The sequence below is a fragment of the Betaproteobacteria bacterium genome, from assembly GCA_016713305.1.
Taxonomy (GTDB): Bacteria; Pseudomonadota; Gammaproteobacteria; order Burkholderiales.
The window spans coordinates 763,135-778,767 of sequence record JADJPK010000031.1 but is presented as its reverse complement, the minus strand read 5'-3'; the positions used below and the strand labels follow the sequence as shown (position 1 = coordinate 778,767).

Sequence of the window (15,633 nt, the reverse complement as noted above, 5' to 3'; positions counted from 1 at the left end):
CGCATCACTCCGGGAAGGCGACCTCCATGGCGGTTACCGGTACGTGCGTGTTTCGCGACGACACGGTGATTCCTGTCAACACATTCCCCCTCCGGGCGGGACGCCAGTTGCGTGCTTGCGCAGACCGACATGGCGTCGAAGATGTTAATGATGTGTTACATGCATTAACATACGATGCTCATTCCCACGGAAGGGCGCCAGGTCGATGATCGCGCTGAAGGAAGCCTGGGACGCAGGGCTCTTGCGTCGCAACCACTGGTTGCCGAACATCGTCTCGGGCGTGATCGTGGGCGTGGTGGCGTTGCCGCTTGCCATGGCGTTCGCCATCGCCAGCGGGGCCAAGCCCGAACAAGGCCTCTACACGGCCATCATCGCGGGCTTTCTCGTGTCGGCCCTGGGCGGCAGCCGCCTGCAGATCGCCGGGCCCACCGGCGCATTCATCGTGATCCTCGCGGGCATCACGGCCAGGCACGGAATCGACGGTCTGCAGATTGCCACGCTGATGGCGGGCATCATGCTGCTGGCCATGGGGCTCGCCAAGATGGGCGCGGTGATCAAGTTCATTCCTGCGCCGGTGATCGTGGGCTTCACCGCCGGCATCGGCGTGATCATCTGGGTGGGGCAGTGGAGCTACTTCTTCGGCCTGCCCAAGGTCGCCGGCGAGCACTTTCACGAAAAGCTCTGGCACCTGATCCAGGTCTTCCCGCAGCTGCATGTCACGACGACGGCTCTCGCGGTGGGCAGCCTGCTCATCGTGATCCTGTCGCCCCGGGTGCCGGGCCTGCGCCGGGTCCCCGGGCCGCTCGTGGCCATGGTGGTGGCGACCGCGCTCCAGTCCTTCCTCCACTTCGACGGCGTCACGACCATCGGCAGCGCGTTCGGCGGCATTCCCCAGGGTCTGCCCACGTTCTCGCCGCCCGAGATCACGCTCGCGCGCATCGTCGAACTGATCGGACCCGCCTTCACCGTCGCCATGCTGGGCGCCATCGAGTCCCTGCTGTCCGCCGTGGTGGCCGACGGCATGGCCGGGACCAAGCACGATTCCAATCAGGAACTCGTCGGGCAGGGTGTGGCCAACATCGCCGCTCCGCTGTTCGGCGGCTTCGCCGCGACCGGCGCCATCGCGCGAACGGCCACCAATGTGCGCAATGGAGGCACCGGTCCCCTCGCGGGCATGACCCACGCGGTGACGCTGGTGCTGGTGATCCTGTTCCTGGCGCCGCTGGCGGAGAACGTGCCTCTCGCGGCGCTCGCCGCCATCCTGTTCGTGGTGGCCTACAACATGAGCGAGCTGAAGCACTTCGCCCACATGGTGCGCCGCGCGCCGCGGGCGGACGTGGCGATTCTCCTCATCACCTTCGGGCTCACCGTCTTCGCGGATCTGGTCGTTGCCGTCAACATCGGGGTGATCCTGGCGACGTTGCAGTTCCTGCGGCGCATGGCGGCTTCCGTCGAGGTGCAGCCCCTCGGCGATCAGGAGATCGCGCAGGAACTCGACCGGGTGGGCATGACGGAGCTGCCGCCCGGCGTACTGGTCTACGGCATCGACGGCCCCTTCTTCTTCGGCGCGGTGGAGCAGTTCGAGAGGGCGCTCGCGCAGACCCACACGGATCCCCGGGTGCTGGTGATCCGTCTTCGGCGCGTCCCGTTCATGGACATCACGGGTCTCCAGACGCTGGAGGAAGTCGCCGACAAGTTGCGAAAGCGCGGCGTGCGCGTCTTTCTGTGCGAAGCGAATGCCCGGGTGAGGGCGAAGCTGGAGCGCGCCGGCGTGCTGGAGGCGCTGGGAGAAGGCAGCTATGCGGAGGAGTTCTCGGAGTGCCTTCGGCGTTCCGCCGCCTCCGCGGGCCGCAAGGATCTGCCGGCAGGTGAGCAGGCCTGACGGAAGCGAATGTGGTTCTCAGCGGGGGGGCTTGCGGGAGCGCGTCGCGTAATCCACGCCGTTGCGCTCGAGATAGTCGCGGATGAGCTGCCGCACCACTTGCGAGGGCGTGAGGTCCTGGGACGCGCAGAGTTGCTCGAACGCCTTCTTCTTCACCGGGTCGATGAGGATGGTGAGTCGAGCAGTCTTGTTTTCCATGCAGAACCCGGCTTCATGTTAATCACATTAACATTCTATGCGAACGGAAGACGGCTTGCACCCACGCGCAGCAGATCCGGCGGTCGGCGCTCGACCGGCCACTGAGCGGTGAACCACATGGAAGAACCGGCCGCCGCGACGCATCGAGGCGAGCGAACCGCGGCTGCCGAATCGGGCTACCTCAGCATGTCGGCCGCGGTTCTGGGCGAGCACGGCATGGTCCGCCTGCGGGAACCCCTCGACGCGAAGCTGTTCGATCTCGCCGTCAGGCTGCTGGATGGCACGTATCCGAAGCCCTTCGTGATCGATCACGAAGGCATGCGCAGGCTGCACTTCAGCCTTGCGCACATCCAGAGCGAGATGCGCATCGCGGAGCCGGATGCGCTCTGCGCGGCCTACACCCAGGCCATGATGACCTTCGTCCTCCTCCGGCCCCGGCCCCGCCACGTGATGCTGATGGGGCTCGGCGGCGGCTCGCTGGCGAAGACCTGTCACCGCCATCTGCCGGGCGCTGCGCTGACGGCGGTGGAGATGGACGCCGACGTGATCGGATTCCGTGACCTGTTCTGCATTCCGCCGGACGATTCGCGCTGGCGGGTCGAACGAGCCGAGGCCCATGAATATCTCATCGCCGCCAGACCCCGGACGGACGTCATCCTCCTGGACGTGTACGACAGCAAGGGCCTCTCCGCCAGCGCGGACAATGCCGGCTTCTATCGCGATCTCCGCGGCGCCTTGCGGCCCGGCGGACTCCTGGTCGCGAATGTGCTCGGCTCGAGCGACCAGGGCGATGCGCATCTTGCGCTGATCGGCGAGGCGTTCGACGCGAGGCCCTGGATTCTCGAGGTCCGGGACGAAGACAACCGCATCGCCTTCGCGTTCGCCGATCCGCCCGGGCGCGTCGATTGGCCGGCGGCGCGTCACCGGGCGCTGGAGTGGTCGGGACGCCTGGGCTTCGACCTTGCCGCTTACGCTGATCAGCTCCGGCGCCGCTGGGCCTCCCGCGAGGAGGCCCAGGACTGAACGACGAGCATCAGCGCTTCTCCTGCCACACCTCGGCCACGCGGGCGTCCCGGCCGCACGAAGTCCGGTAGAACTTGTAGCGGATCGGATTCTTCCGGTAGTAGTCCTGGTGATACTCCTCGGCCACGTAGAACGTTCCGGCGGGAGCGACTTCCGTGAAGATCTGCGTGAACCGGCCGCTCTTCTCCAGCGCCGCCTTGCTCGCTTCTGCGGCACGCTTCTGGGTGTCGTCCTGGTAGAAGATCGCCGTGCGGGACTGGCTGCCCGAGTCGCAGAACTGACGGTCCTTCACGGTCGGATCCACGTGATGCCAGAAGTGATCGAGCAGCTGGTCGTACGTGACCTTCGTCGGGTCGTAGTAGACGCGCACTGCCTCCGCATGGCCCGTGCCGCCCGCGCTCACCTGCTGGTACGTGGGGTCGCGCGTCTGCCCGCCCGCATAGCCCGACTCGGCCGACAACACGCCGGGCAGCTTCTCGAAGTCCGCTTCCACGCACCAGAAGCAGCCGCCGGCGAAGACGGCCGTCGCGGTGGAAGGCGGCTTGGGTGCGGACTCCTTCGCGACGATGTCCGCGTGGAAGAAGGCAGCCGCCGCCAGCACGACCCCGCCGATGAACGTGGTGCCCCAGAGCAGGATCTTCATGTGCGCAGCCCCGGCATCGGCTCGCCCCTGGCCACGAACTGCAGGGCGAGCCCGTTGTTGCAATAGCGCTTGCCTGTCGGCTTCGGCCCATCGTCGAACACGTGGCCCTGGTGTCCGCCGCAACGCGCGCAGTGGTATTCGGTGCGCGGCCATACCAGCTTGAAGTCGCGCTTCGTGCCCACGGCGCCGGTCCTGGGTTCCCAGAAGCTGGGCCAGCCGGTGCCGCTCTCGTACTTGCGGTTCGAGTCGAAGAGGGGCAGGAAGCAGGCTGCGCAGACGAACGTCCCTTCCCGCTTTTCCTGATTGAGCGGGCTGGTGTGGGGGCGCTCCGTGTCTTCCTCGAACAGCACGGCGTAGCGGTCGGGAGGAAGCAGGGACTTCCACTCGGAATGGGATTTCCTGAGAGCCGAGGGGGAGCCGCGGTCACGGATCCGAGCATTCCGCCGAATGCGGCGGACAAGGCCATCAGACCCAGAAATCGACGTCGACGCATGATGAACCTCGATGGGCCGGGAGCCCGGTTTGATCGTGGCTCGTTATACGAGTTCGCCCCTGCCCTGGATTCAGCTTCGTGCCGCCGTGACCGCCTCGCCCGTTCCCGTGGCCGGACCGGCTGCAGGGGACGTCGCCCGCACGGACAGATAGGTGACCACCACCGAAAGGAACGTGCAGGCGCCAAGGAAGTACAGGGCCATCTCGAAGCTGTGCGTGCTGTCCTTGATCCAGCCCACCACGAACGGCCCGAAGTACCCGCCGAGATTTCCGATGGAGTTGATGAACGCCATGCCGGCGGCGGCAGCGGCACCCGTGAGGAACAGGGACGGCATGGGCCAGAAGGTCGGACGGCAGCCATAGACGCCCAGAGTCACGATCGACATGGCGGCCACGGTCCAGTAGGACGAACTCAGCCAGCCGGCCGCGAAGTAGCCGACGGCAGCCACGGCCGTCGCGGCGATCAGGTGCTTGCGGCGTTCGCGCAGCCGGTCCGAGGAATAGCCCCAGGCGATGAGCCCGATGATGCCGATGGTGTACGGAATGGCCGTGACGAAGCCCGTGGCGAGGTTGGAGAGCCCCAGGGACTTCACCATCTGCGGCATGAAGAACACGATGCCGTAGCTCGCCGTGACGTTGGTGAGATAGATGATGGACAGCGCCAGCACTCTCGGGTCCTTCATCGTCTGGAACATGGTGAGCATGCCGTGCCGTTCCACATGATCCCGTTCGGCCTGCAGTTCGGATTCCAGCCACTCGCGTTCCTCGGGTTCCAGCCATGCGGCTTCGCGGGGGCGGTCGGTCATGTACTTCATCACCACGAACCCCAGGAGCACCGCCGGCATGGCTTCTATGATGAAGATCCACTGCCAGCCCTTGAGACCCCAGATGCCGTCCATCTGCAGGATGACGCCGGAGATCATCGACGCGAGCGCGTTGGACATGGGCACGGCGATGTACAGGACCGAAATCGCCCGCCCGCGGTACTCCGCCGGAAACCAGAAGGTGAGATAGAAGATGATACCGGGGAAGATGCCCGCGCCCCAGCCGTACATGTAGGCGGAAAGACCCAGGTCCGGGTTCATCGTGAGCGCCGCGAACGAGACGTTCGTGCGGTCGATGTACGCCACGAGATAGCTCGCCACCACGAGCGGCAGCAGGCGCCAGGAGACTTTCTTCAACACCTGGCTGCGGCGTTCGGGCGACAATGGCGACTGCATGAGACCTCCTCGGGGCGGGTTGTGGTGCAGCGCCGGTGCGCCAGAACGTGCCTCGGCGCCAGCGTTCGTCCGGCGGCTTCCGGATCCTGGCTGGCCCGAGCCGGCGGACCGTAACACGCACCCGGCCGGGGACTCAATGTGCGGTGCACCGTGCCGCCGCACGGCAGCCATCCCTGAACACGACAAGAGGACGCCCCATGGCCGAATACACGCTGTACTGCTTTGCCGAATCCGGCAATTCGTACAAGGCCGCGCTGATGCTCGCGCTCACGGGCGCCGACTGGGCGCCCGAGTGGGTCGACTACTTCGGCGGCCAGACGCGCAGCGCATCCTTTCGCCACGACGTGAGCGAAATCGGCGAGGTCCCGGTACTGAATCACGGCGGCGAACTGATCTCGCAGTCGGGCGTGATCCTCGACTACCTCGCCGAACGCACCGGAATGTTCGGTGCGCGCAACGCCGCGCACAGGCGGGAAATCTGGCGCTGGATCCTGTTCGACAACCACAAGTTCACCTCCTACTTCGCGACCCTGCGTTTTCTCGCAGGCTTGCAGAAGGCGGGCGACCCGGCGGTCATCGCCTTCCTGCGTCAGCGCGTGGAGGCGAGCCGTGTCATCGTCGAGAACCATCTCGCCGGACAGCCGTTCCTGGCCGGAGACGAGCCGACGATCGCCGACATCTCCGCCGTGGGCTACCTCTACTATCCCGAGCACGCGGGCGTCGAACTGGACGCCACGCCGAACATCGAGGCCTGGACGCAGCGCATCGCGAGCCTGCCGGGGTGGCGGCCGCCGTACGAACTGATGCCTCGCGGTCCCGTGGCAAGCCGTTGAAGCGGAAGGCCGCAAGCGAATCTTCCGACAGGAGCAGCACATGAACACGACAGCAGAGGCACGACCGCCGTTTCCCCCGTTCACGCGCGAGACGGCGATGCAGAAGGTGCGGATGGCGGAGGACGCGTGGAACAGCCGCGACCCGCAACGCGTGTCGATGGCATACACGAAGGACAGCGCGTGGCGCAACCGGGCCGAGTTCCCCGTCGGCCGGCAGCAGATCGTCGAATTCCTCGTGCGCAAGTGGGCACGCGAGCTGGACTACCGCCTCATCAAGGAACTGTGGGCCTTCGACGGCAACCGCATCGCCGTCCGGTTCGCGTACGAGTGGCGCGACGACGCCGGCAACTGGTACCGCTCGTATGGCAACGAGAACTGGGAGTTCGACGAGCATGGGCTGATGGCACGCCGCTTTGCCAGCATCAACGATCTGCCCATCCGCGAATCCGACCGGCTCTTCCGTTGGCCCCAGGGGCGGCGTCCCGACGATCATCCGGGGTTGTCCGATCTGGGGCTGTAAGTGATCTGTCGAACCGTCTTGCAAGAGGAGGACTGAATGATCGCCGTCATCTTCGAAGTCTGGCCCGCCGAGGGGCGGATGCAGGAGTACCTGGACCTGGCTGCCGCGCTGAAGGCCGAACTGGAGCACGCGGAGGGCTTCATCTCCATCGAGCGGTACTCCAGCCTCACCACGCCCGGCAAGTACGTGTCCCTGTCGTACTGGCGCGACGAAGCCGCCGTACGCGACTGGCGCAACCGGGCTGGTCACCGCATGGCCCAGGCCAAGGGCAGGGCAGGCGTGTTCGCCGACTATCGCCTGCGCGTGGCGGCCGTCGTCCGCGACTACGGCATGGAGGAGCGCGCCGAGGCCCCGCAGGACAGCGTCGCCATTCACGGGTGAAGCCGTCCCCTCCATGCTGAGCTGCATCGCCGTTGCCGGGTATCGCTCGTTGCGCGAACTGGTGGTCCCCCTCGCGCAGTTGAACGTGGTCACGGGTGCCAACGGCAGCGGCAAGTCCAATCTCTACCGGGCGTTGCGGCTCCTGGCCGACGCGGCGCAGGGCAGGGTGGTGACATCGCTCGCTCGCGAGGGCGGACTCGAGTCGGTGCTGTGGGCGGGGCCGGAAGCCATTTCGAAAGCCATGCGGCGCGGCGATCAGCCGGTGCAGGGCACGCCGCGCAGCAAGCCCGTGAGCCTGCGTTTCGGGTTCGGCAGCGACGAGTTCGGTTACGCCATCGACCTCGGCCTGCCGACGCCCTCGCTGTCCGCCTTCTCGCACGACCCCGAGATCAAGCGCGAGTGTCTGTGGAACGGACCCTGGATGCGGCCGTCCGGCGTGCTGGTGGAACGGCACGGGGGCGTGGTGAAAGTGCGCACGGAGGGTCAATGGTCCGTCGTCGCGCAGCACATTGCCACGTTCGACAGCATGATGACCCACGGCGTCGATCCGCGGCTCGCGCCCGAGATGCTGCTGTTGCGCGAGCAGATGCGCCGCTGGCGGTTCTACGATCACTTCCGCTCGGACCAGGACGCTCCGGCGCGCATCCCGCAGATCGGCACTCACACGCCGGTGCTCGGTCACGACGGCGCCGATCTGGCCGCCGCCGTCCAGACCATCCGGGAAATCGGCGACACGGAAGCGCTGGACGCCGCGGTCGAGGACGCCTTTCCGGGTGCGAGCGTGTCGGTGCATGGCTCGGCCGGCCGCTTCGAACTGCGCATGCGCCAGCACGGCCTGTTGCGGCCGCTGACGGCCGCGGAGGTATCCGACGGAACGTTGCGCTATCTGCTGCTCATCGCCGCACTCCTGAGCCCGCGTCCCCCCGGGTTGCTGGTGCTGAACGAACCGGAGACGAGCCTGCATCCCGATCTTCTGCCCGCGCTGGGCAGACTCATCGTTCGGTCGGCGAACCGCGCTCAGGTGATCGTCGTGTCTCACTCCCCGCGGCTCATCGCTGCCCTGCGCGATGCCCCCGGTTGCAACGAACTCACGCTGGAGAAGGAGCTGAGCGAGACACGGCTCGCGGGTGCCGACGACCTGGAACTGCCGGCGTGGCATTGGCCGGCCAGGTGAACGGAAGGACCGGGAAGCCTGTGACTACTGACGCCTGCGACGGACACGACCGGCCCTCGAGAAAGGAACCGTGAAGGCGCGCGCGGGATTCATGAATCTCATGAGGCCCGGATCATCCTTTTTCCCGTTGCTCCGCAGTGCGCTGGGGAGCAGCCTGACGCTGTGGGCAATCCGGCGACTCCGGACGCAGGTCTGCCGGTGGTACACCACGAACATCAAGACGACGGAGGTCACCATGAAGCTCAACTGGCTGGTGGGCGCGCTCGGCGCCGCCATTGCAGTTTCCGCCCTGGCGGAAGATACGGGAATCGCATTCCCGGACGGATACCGGAATTGGTTTCACCACCGGTCCACCGTCAACATGACCGGGCATCAGCCCGAGGGCAATGTCGGACTACAGCATGTCTATGCGAATCCCGCCGCACTGGAGGGATTGCGCACGGGCAAGTTCGCGGATGGAGCGACCTTCGTCGTCGACCGCTTCAAGTACGAAGACGCCGGAAACAACAGCCTGGCCCAGGGTTCACGCAAGGTCATCGCCGTGATGGTGCGCAACTCGGCCCGGTACCCCGAGACGGGCGGATGGGGATTCGAGGCATTCAAGGGCGGCGATCCGTCACAGCGCGTCGTCAAGGACGGAGGCAAGGCCTGTTTCGCGTGTCACGTCCCGCATGCCGACAACCACTACCTGTTCTCGAAGAACGACAAGCCCTGATCGCGAGAGGACCCCGGGAGGGGCCCCTCCCGCCCACGGCAGGTTTCCGTCATGGCCGGCGGGCCTGCCGGCCGCCCGGGTTCGATCCGGGGTGCTGCCTCACTGCCCGGCTGGGTGGGTGCACCCGGCGGGCCTGCGTGACTGCCTGCGGAGGGCTCGGCGACTTCCCACGTGGCGTTCCCTCTCGAATAACACGGACAGTCCACCCGGTCGGCGACGCGCGGCACCCCTTGCCTGCACCAGAACACGGACTGGCGGATTTCCGCCACGACGGCGGGAATCATGGTGCCGAAGCGGCAGGTGCAGCAGATTGCCGGGATGAGTTCCATGCGGGCACGGGAAGGTGAATCCATGCAGGCATGGTAGGCAGGCGGGTGGCTCAGCAGATGAGCCACCCGGAGAACTGGCGGGTCTGGCGCGTGCGGGTCAGTTCTTTCCCCACGAATCCCGCAGCGTCACCGCACGGTTGAAGACGGGGCTGCCCGGCTTCGAATCGCGCAGGTCAGCCACGAAGTAGCCGTGGCGTTCGAACTGGAAGCGGTCTTCGGCCTTGGCGCTCGCCAGTCCCGGCTCCAGCCTGGCCCGGATCGAGCGCACCGAATCGGGGTTGATCTGGGTGAGGTAGTCCGTGTCGCCCGCACCGGGCGATGCCACGGTGAACAGCCGGTCGTAGAGGCGGATCTCCACGTCCAGCGCATCGGCCGCGCATACCCAGTGGATGTTGCCCTTGACCTTGTACGTGTCCGCCCCCGGCGTGCCCGATTTGCTGTCGGGCATCACCTCGCAGTGCACGGCAGTGATGCGGCCGGAGTCGTCCTTGTCGCAGCCGATGCACTTCACGACGTAGCCGTAGCGCAGCCGCACCATGTTGCCGGGGAAGAGGCGGAAATACCCCTTGACCGGAGTCTTCCATGAAGTCCTCGCGCTCGATCCACAGTTCGCGGCCGATGCGAAAGGAACGCTTGCCCCACTCCGGCTTGTGCGGATGTACCGGAGCTTCGCACTCCTCGGTCCTGTCCGCAGGCCAGTTGTCGATGACGAGCTTCAGCGGGTCCAGCACGGCGGTGGCGCGCGGCGCGCGCTCGTTGAGGTCCTCCCGCAGGCAATCCTCCATGATCGACATCTCGATGGTGGAGTTCTCCTTCGAGACGCCGATGCGCTCGGCGAACAGGCGGATGGCCTCGGGCGTGTAGCCGCGGCGGCGATAGCCCACGATGGTGGGCATGCGCGGGTCGTCCCAGCCGCTCACGTGCTTCTCGTCCACGAGCTGGATGAGCTTGCGCTTGGACAGCACCGTATAGGTGAGGTTGAGGCGGGCGAATTCGTACTGATGCGGCAGCGGGCGCGCGAGCAGGCCGAAGTCGGCGAGCTTGTCCAGGACCCAGTCGTACAGCGGCCGGTGATCCTCGAACTCGAGCGTGCAGATGGAGTGCGTGATGTTCTCCAGGGCGTCGGAGATGCAGTGCGTGTAGTCGTACATCGGATAGATGCACCACGCGTCGCCCGTGCGGTGGTGGTGCGCGTGCCGGATCCGGTAGATCACCGGGTCGCGCATGTTGATGTTGGGCGAGCGCATGTCGATCTTGAGCCGCAGCACGTGCGCGCCGTCCGCGAACTCGCCCGCACGCATGCGGCGGAACAGGTCCAGGCTCTCGGCGACGCTCCGGTTGCGGTATGGGCTCTCCTTGCCGCCCTCGGTGAGCGTGCCGCGCAGCTCGCGCATCTGCTCGGCGCTGACCGAGTCCACGTAGGCGAGGCCGTGCTCGATGAAGGCCTCGGCGAACCGGTAGAGCGTCTCGAAGTAATCGGAGGCGTAGAAGAGATGTTCGCCCCAGTCGAACCCCAGCCAGTGCACGGCGTCCAGGATGGAATCGACGTACTCCTGCTCTTCCTTGGTGGGGTTGGTGTCGTCGAACCGCATGTGGCACGCGCCGCCATAGTCGCGGGCCGTCCCGAAGTTGAGGCAGATCGACTTGGCGTGTCCGATGTGCAGGTAACCGTTGGGTTCCGGCGGAAAACGCGTGCGGATGCGTGCGGGGTCCGGGGTGCCGCCGGCCTGGACAGCCGCGGGACCGGGCCGGCCGCTCCACAGCCGGTCGGAAAACGCATCGCGGGCGAGATCGGCGTCGATGATGTTGCGGATGAAGTTCGAAGCCGGCGCCGGTGCGCCGTTCGGTTCGGGTTTGCTCAACTGGATGTTCCTCGGAAATGCATCGCCGGAGCCCTGCCCGGCTCGAAGCCCGCTATTCTAAAGGCTCGCCTCGACCGTGGCCCGTCCGTGCAATACTCGCCGCCGTCCCACGAAGAGCGCTTCATGCGCCCGCCATGCAACCCGCCTCCTCCTATCTCATCGGGCTGATCGGTTCCGGCATCCAGGCTTCCCGTTCACCCGCACTGCACGAGCACGAAGGCGCCGCATCCCCGACGCGCCCCGGAACCGTGTCGTGCAGCTCGGTGCCGGCGGAGCAGGGGCGGCCGTGGCGCATGCGGCACTCACCCTGGGCACGCAGCGTCTGCACCTCTTCGATGTGACCGAAGATCGTGCCGCGCGCCTTGCGGATGACCTGTCCAGGCGCTTCGGAGCAGGCCGCGCCCTCGCCGGAGGCGACCTCGCTGCCGCGATGAGCGAGGCCGACGGGCTCATTCACGCCACACCGACCGGCATGGCCAACCACCCGGGTCTTCCGCTGCCGGTCGAACTGCTCGGACCGGATCTGTGGGTGGCGGAGATCGTCTATTTCCCGCTCGAGACGGCGCTGCTGAAAGAGGCGGCACGTATCGGCTGCCGCACACTGCACGGCGGCGGCATGGCGGTATTCCAGGCTGTCGAGGCCTTCCGTCTGTTCACCGGCATCGTGCCGGACGAGAAGAGAATGCTGGACCACTTTCAACGGATGATCGGAACCTGACCGTGTCGCAGACCCCCTTGGTGAACCCTCCCTCGCCCGCACGCAGCCGGGCCCGCCTCGGCGTGCTTGCGCTGCTGGCGACCGGGACCATGATCAACTACCTCGACCGCACGGTGCTGGGGATCGCGGCGCCGTCGCTCACGCAGGAACTGGGGTTGACCGCAGCGGTCATGGGCATCGTGTTTTCCGCGTTCTCCTGGACCTACGCCGCGGCGCAGATTCCCGGCGGCGTGTTTCTCGACCGTTTCGGCGCCCGGCTCACCTACTTCCTTTCCGTGGGCCTGTGGTCGGTCTTCACATTGCTGCAGGGACTTGCCACTGGCCTCGGTTCGCTGCTCGCGTTCCGGTTCGGACTGGGCGTCACCGAAGCACCGTGCTTCCCCACCAACAGCCGGGTGGTGAGCACCTGGTTTCCGCAGCACGAGCGGGCCAGGGCGACCGGCGTCTACACCGTAGGGGAGTATCTCGGACTGGCCTGTTTCAGCCCCCTGCTGTTCTGGCTGATGGGTCAATACGGATGGCGGTCGCTGTTCCTCGCCACCGGCGTGGCCGGCATCGTCTTCGCGTTCGTCTGGTGGTTCCGCTACCGCGAACCGCACGAGAGCCGCACGGTCAATCAGGCAGAGCTCGACTACATCGCGAAGGGCGGCGGTCTCATGGCCCCCGGCGCGGCGGCAGGCAGCGGTTTCTCGTGGGCTCGCGTGCGCGCGCTGCTGCGGCAGCGTCAGATCGTGGGGGCGTGCCTGGGCCAGTTCGGCGGCAACTCGACGCTGGTGTTCTTTCTCACCTGGTTCCCGACGTACCTGGCCACCGAGCGCCACATGGGTTGGATCAAGATCGGGTTCTTCGCGGTGATGCCCTTCCTCGCCGCGGCGGTGGGCGTGATGTTCGGCGGCTGGGTCTCAGACGCGCTGCTGCAGCGCACGGGGTCGGCCAATGTCGCGCGCAAGGCGCCCATCATCGCGGGGCTGCTGGGCGCATCGACGATCATCCTCGCCAACTACGCGCAGAGCGATACGCTGGTGATCGCCATCCTGTCCGTCGCGTTCTTCGCACAGGGCATGACGGGCCTGGGCTGGACGCTCATTTCGGACATCGCGCCCAAGAATCTCATGGGTCTCACGGGCGGCATCTTCAATTTCGCGGCGAACCTGGCGGGCATCGTCACGCCGCTGGTCATCGGCTTCATCGTCGCGGGCACCGGATCCTTCCACTTCGCCCTGGCGTATGTGGGCGCGGTGGCGCTGGTCGGTGCGTTGTCCTACATCTTCATCCTTGGCGACGTGAAGCGACTGGAAGTGGACTGACAGTGGATTGACGGTGGCGGCCATCGACCCACTCGCGCATCGCGGCCGACGAAACACCACGTGTCAACAAGCCAGCACCGGAAACGGTCGTTCCTCGATACGTCGACTGCGAAATGGCCACCGCGGTCGATCGCTCAGGGAAGTGCACGAGAGGCCACCATGTCGATCCTGGTCATCGAAGCACGCGGATGCGCCGCCCAGCGGGAGACGGTCCGCCACCCGCCAGCGCTATCGCTCAGCCGGCCAGGAACGGCTGACCCGCCATGGCCTGGGCGAACGTGTACACCACGAATCCGCCGTACACCAGGGTCACACTCCAGACGCCCGCCTTGCTCCAGTCTGACCCTCTGCGGACCAGCAACGCCCCGGCGAGCGGGAGGAACTGCTGGGCGTGGGTCGCCCAGAAGTGCGCCACACGCAAGTCGCCCCCGGTCCGGGACCAGCCCATCAAGGGCAATCCGCCCACGTCCGAAGGGGTGCCGCCTACCCAGTGGCCTTGCCCGGACGCCATGAATCCCGCGAACGCGAGCGTACCGGCGAAGGCGAGGATCGATCCCAGTACCAGCGACAGGCGGAAAGCCGGCGCGAGGGGGACGCTGCGATCCCGTGCCAGCAGTATTCCCTGAACCAGCAGGCTGGCCGTGAGACCCACGGCGCCAAGGCCCGCGATGCCATACAGCACGCTGGCGACCGGCGATCCCCGGTTGAAGTGCGATGCCTGTCCCGCCGCCGACATGCCGATGATCCAGACGAGTTCCAGCGTGATGAACATGGTCGTACCGTAGACGACGTAGCGACCCGCGAGGGAACGACGGGCGTCCGGGCCGAGATAGCCGGAGAACCACGCGAGCGTCCACAGGTAGACCCCGATGGCGACCAGGAACTTGGCGGGTTTCACCCACACGCTGATCCCGTGGACCGTGCGCGTGTCGATGTAGCCGGCGAGTGCGATCGGGACGAGTGCGAGGAAACAAATGAGGCCCACGGACGAGAGGAAGGGCTGCCGGCGGGCGAGTTCGCGCCAGAAGGGGATCTCGAACGATGGCGGGCGCAAGGTTTCGGCAGGGGCGGCGAGGACGTTCATGCGGGATGCTCCGGGGCGAAGGTCAGGGGCGGACGGCAGCGGTGTCGTGCCTGGAATCGAGTCGCACGGTCCGGCACGCGAGGAACGCGGCCCAGCCGAGCGGCCCGAAGAGGAAGGTCAGGACGAGGCAGGGAACGAGAACCCACTGGGCCAGCCCGATGCGGCGGGCCTCCTCCCGCTCCCACGTCCCGACCAGCAGGTCGAAGGCCAGGTAGTGGATCCATCCGGCGAGCAGCAGTCCCGGGTGCTCGAACAGACGGGCGACCCCGGCAAGCGACTGGAAATCGCCAGTCCCCGAAGACCAGTACGAAAGGATCAGGGCGATGTAGAGTGCCGTCAGCACCAGGGCGACGGCGAGAGCGACCGGACGCGCGATCCGGAAGCGAAGCGGGACCGCGGCCAGGGCGATCCAACCGGCAAGGGCCAGAGATCCGGACATGGAGAAGAGGGATTCGTGCATGTCGAACTCCTAAATAGACAGTGTCTAGTTGAGGTGGGCGAACGGTACCGGCTAAACTAGACAGTGTCAAGAACGAAATTGCCATGGCGGACACGGCCGGGGGTCGGCCGTTGCCGTGAGGCGCGAGGAAGAGGAAATGCCGAGAACGACACGCGCTCGCGCCGGGGAGGCGCCCTACCACCACGGGGCGCTGCGCGACGCGCTGCTCTCGGCCACCGAGTCGGTGCTGAACGAGTCCGGACTCGAAGGGTTCACGCTGCGCGAATGCGCGCGCCGCGCCGGCGTGTCACACGGCGCCCCGGCTCACCATTTCGGCGACGTTCGCGGGCTGCTGTCCGCGTTCGCGGCCCAGAGCTTCGACCAGTTGGAGGCGCTCACGCGCCAGTACAGGGAGGCAGCTCAGCCGGGAGCCTACGAGCGACTCGTGGCCAACGGCCTCGCCTATCTCGACTATGCGCTGGCCCACCGGGCGCGGTTCCAGCTCATGTTCCGCAGTGACCGCCTGGACTTCGCGAACCCGGACCTGCAGCGGTCGGCCTACCCCGTCTACCAGCACTTCGAGTCGTGCATGCGCAACGTGCTGAAGAGGGCAGGTCGACCGGACGCCGATCTGGCGCCCTGCGTTCAGTTCGCGTGGTCACTGGTGCACGGTCTCGCGACGCTGATGCTGGACAACAACCTCTTTGCGTCGCAGGTGGGCGATCACGAACACGCGCGCGAACGGTTCATCGACATGATGCAGCGGGCGCGCAGCGTGTTCGAGCGGTGACGGCCTCGGCGGGCGCTCGCTGC

The 15,633-nt window shown here is 66.6% G+C and carries 16 protein-coding genes and 1 pseudogene; 10 read left to right on the top strand and 7 right to left on the bottom strand.

Translation table 11 applies throughout. From position 1 onward, the window contains the following. Positions 1–205 precede the first annotated feature (205 nt). Positions 206–1,882 carry an STAS domain-containing protein gene (locus IPK20_25200; GenBank protein MBK8019660.1) on the top strand — a complete coding sequence of 559 codons (1,677 nt, stop codon included), beginning with the start codon at positions 206–208 and terminating at the stop codon, positions 1,880–1,882. A gap of 18 nt (positions 1,883–1,900) precedes the next feature. On the opposite strand, the gene IPK20_25195 is transcribed toward IPK20_25200, so the two are convergent. Beyond that, positions 1,901–2,080 carry a CopG family transcriptional regulator gene (locus tag IPK20_25195; GenBank protein MBK8019659.1) on the bottom strand — a complete coding sequence of 60 codons (180 nt, stop codon included), beginning with the start codon at positions 2,078–2,080 and terminating at the stop codon, positions 1,901–1,903. Between the two features lie 117 nt (positions 2,081–2,197). Here IPK20_25195 and IPK20_25190 point away from each other — a divergent pair, with 117 nt between their 5' ends. Then, positions 2,198–3,103, top strand: coding sequence for a spermidine synthase (locus IPK20_25190; protein MBK8019658.1), 906 nt, complete (start codon positions 2,198–2,200; stop codon positions 3,101–3,103). Positions 3,104–3,113: 10 nt separating this feature from the next. Here IPK20_25190 and msrA read toward each other — a convergent pair whose 3' ends face one another. The 3 genes from msrA to IPK20_25175 all read right to left on the bottom strand — a co-directional run bounded on the left by msrA (position 3,114) and on the right by IPK20_25175 (position 5,458). Continuing rightward, entirely contained in the window at positions 3,114–3,746 is a 633-nt protein-coding gene (gene msrA / locus IPK20_25185; protein MBK8019657.1) for a peptide-methionine (S)-S-oxide reductase MsrA, read from the bottom strand. After that, positions 3,743–4,225 carry a peptide-methionine (R)-S-oxide reductase MsrB gene (gene msrB / locus IPK20_25180; protein MBK8019656.1) on the bottom strand — a complete coding sequence of 161 codons (483 nt, stop codon included), beginning with the start codon at positions 4,223–4,225 and terminating at the stop codon, positions 3,743–3,745. The genes msrA and msrB overlap by 4 nt, the downstream gene beginning before the upstream one ends. Positions 4,226–4,309: 84 nt before the next feature. Beyond that, complete coding sequence (locus IPK20_25175; GenBank protein ID MBK8019655.1) at positions 4,310–5,458, bottom strand: MFS transporter; 1,149 nt, start codon at positions 5,456–5,458, stop codon at positions 4,310–4,312. 197 nt (positions 5,459–5,655) lie between these two features. Here IPK20_25175 and IPK20_25170 point away from each other — a divergent pair, with 197 nt between their 5' ends. The 5 genes from IPK20_25170 to IPK20_25150 all read left to right on the top strand — a co-directional run bounded on the left by IPK20_25170 (position 5,656) and on the right by IPK20_25150 (position 9,081). Next, on the top strand, positions 5,656–6,291 hold the full coding sequence (locus IPK20_25170; GenBank protein MBK8019654.1) for a glutathione S-transferase family protein: 636 nt from the start codon (positions 5,656–5,658) through the stop codon (positions 6,289–6,291). Between the two features lie 40 nt (positions 6,292–6,331). After that, positions 6,332–6,811, top strand: coding sequence for a nuclear transport factor 2 family protein (locus IPK20_25165; GenBank protein ID MBK8019653.1), 480 nt, complete (start codon positions 6,332–6,334; stop codon positions 6,809–6,811). A 36-nt stretch (positions 6,812–6,847) separates the two neighbouring features. Continuing rightward, complete coding sequence (locus IPK20_25160) at positions 6,848–7,192, top strand: antibiotic biosynthesis monooxygenase (GenBank protein ID MBK8019652.1); 345 nt, start codon at positions 6,848–6,850, stop codon at positions 7,190–7,192. A 13-nt stretch (positions 7,193–7,205) separates the two neighbouring features. Continuing rightward, positions 7,206–8,366, top strand: a complete 1,161-nt coding sequence (locus IPK20_25155; protein MBK8019651.1) for an AAA family ATPase — start codon at positions 7,206–7,208, stop codon at positions 8,364–8,366. 235 nt (positions 8,367–8,601) lie between these two features. Next, positions 8,602–9,081 (top strand): cytochrome P460 family protein, encoded by a 480-nt coding sequence (locus tag IPK20_25150; protein ID MBK8019650.1) that lies wholly within the window; start codon positions 8,602–8,604, stop codon positions 9,079–9,081. Positions 9,082–9,507: 426 nt separating this feature from the next. Here IPK20_25150 and IPK20_25145 read toward each other — a convergent pair. Continuing rightward, positions 9,508–11,272: pseudogene (locus IPK20_25145) on the bottom strand (glutamine--tRNA ligase/YqeY domain fusion protein). Positions 11,273–11,348: 76 nt separating this feature from the next. Here IPK20_25145 and IPK20_25140 point away from each other — a divergent pair. After that, positions 11,349–11,990, top strand: coding sequence for a shikimate dehydrogenase (locus IPK20_25140; protein MBK8019649.1), 642 nt, complete (start codon positions 11,349–11,351; stop codon positions 11,988–11,990). 89 nt (positions 11,991–12,079) lie between these two features. After that, entirely contained in the window at positions 12,080–13,297 is a 1,218-nt protein-coding gene (locus tag IPK20_25135; GenBank protein MBK8019648.1) for an MFS transporter, read from the top strand. Between the two features lie 235 nt (positions 13,298–13,532). Here the strand turns inward: IPK20_25135 and IPK20_25130 are convergent, their stop codons facing one another. Next, positions 13,533–14,381: a hypothetical protein gene (locus IPK20_25130; GenBank protein MBK8019647.1), complete on the bottom strand. Its 849-nt coding sequence runs from the start codon at positions 14,379–14,381 to the stop codon at positions 13,533–13,535. Between the two features lie 22 nt (positions 14,382–14,403). Beyond that, positions 14,404–14,820 carry a DUF4281 domain-containing protein gene (locus IPK20_25125; GenBank protein ID MBK8019646.1) on the bottom strand — a complete coding sequence of 139 codons (417 nt, stop codon included), beginning with the start codon at positions 14,818–14,820 and terminating at the stop codon, positions 14,404–14,406. Between the two features lie 157 nt (positions 14,821–14,977). Between IPK20_25125 and IPK20_25120 the strand changes: the two genes are divergently transcribed. Continuing rightward, positions 14,978–15,610: a TetR/AcrR family transcriptional regulator gene (locus IPK20_25120; protein ID MBK8019645.1), complete on the top strand. Its 633-nt coding sequence runs from the start codon at positions 14,978–14,980 to the stop codon at positions 15,608–15,610. Positions 15,611–15,633 lie beyond the last annotated feature (23 nt).

What these genes read in the sequence shown, in the direction of transcription:
- IPK20_25170 (MBK8019654.1), top strand. Translation starts at nt 5,656, where the DNA reads ATGGCCGAATACACGCTGTACTGCTTTGCCGAATCCGGCAATTCGTAC.
- IPK20_25200 (MBK8019660.1), top strand. Translation starts at nt 206, where the DNA reads ATGATCGCGCTGAAGGAAGCCTGGGACGCAGGGCTCTTGCGTCGCAAC.
- IPK20_25195 (MBK8019659.1), bottom strand. Translation starts at nt 2,080, where the DNA reads ATGGAAAACAAGACTGCTCGACTCACCATCCTCATCGACCCGGTGAAG.
- IPK20_25190 (MBK8019658.1), top strand. Translation starts at nt 2,198, where the DNA reads ATGGAAGAACCGGCCGCCGCGACGCATCGAGGCGAGCGAACCGCGGCT.
- IPK20_25130 (MBK8019647.1), bottom strand. Translation starts at nt 14,381, where the DNA reads ATGAACGTCCTCGCCGCCCCTGCCGAAACCTTGCGCCCGCCATCGTTC.
- IPK20_25155 (MBK8019651.1), top strand. Translation starts at nt 7,206, where the DNA reads ATGCTGAGCTGCATCGCCGTTGCCGGGTATCGCTCGTTGCGCGAACTG.
- IPK20_25150 (MBK8019650.1), top strand. Translation starts at nt 8,602, where the DNA reads ATGAAGCTCAACTGGCTGGTGGGCGCGCTCGGCGCCGCCATTGCAGTT.
- IPK20_25125 (MBK8019646.1), bottom strand. Translation starts at nt 14,820, where the DNA reads ATGTCCGGATCTCTGGCCCTTGCCGGTTGGATCGCCCTGGCCGCGGTC.
- IPK20_25160 (MBK8019652.1), top strand. Translation starts at nt 6,848, where the DNA reads ATGATCGCCGTCATCTTCGAAGTCTGGCCCGCCGAGGGGCGGATGCAG.
- IPK20_25175 (MBK8019655.1), bottom strand. Translation starts at nt 5,458, where the DNA reads ATGCAGTCGCCATTGTCGCCCGAACGCCGCAGCCAGGTGTTGAAGAAA.
- IPK20_25165 (MBK8019653.1), top strand. Translation starts at nt 6,332, where the DNA reads ATGAACACGACAGCAGAGGCACGACCGCCGTTTCCCCCGTTCACGCGC.
- IPK20_25120 (MBK8019645.1), top strand. Translation starts at nt 14,978, where the DNA reads ATGCCGAGAACGACACGCGCTCGCGCCGGGGAGGCGCCCTACCACCAC.
- IPK20_25135 (MBK8019648.1), top strand. Translation starts at nt 12,080, where the DNA reads ATGATCAACTACCTCGACCGCACGGTGCTGGGGATCGCGGCGCCGTCG.
- msrA (MBK8019657.1), bottom strand. Translation starts at nt 3,746, where the DNA reads ATGAAGATCCTGCTCTGGGGCACCACGTTCATCGGCGGGGTCGTGCTG.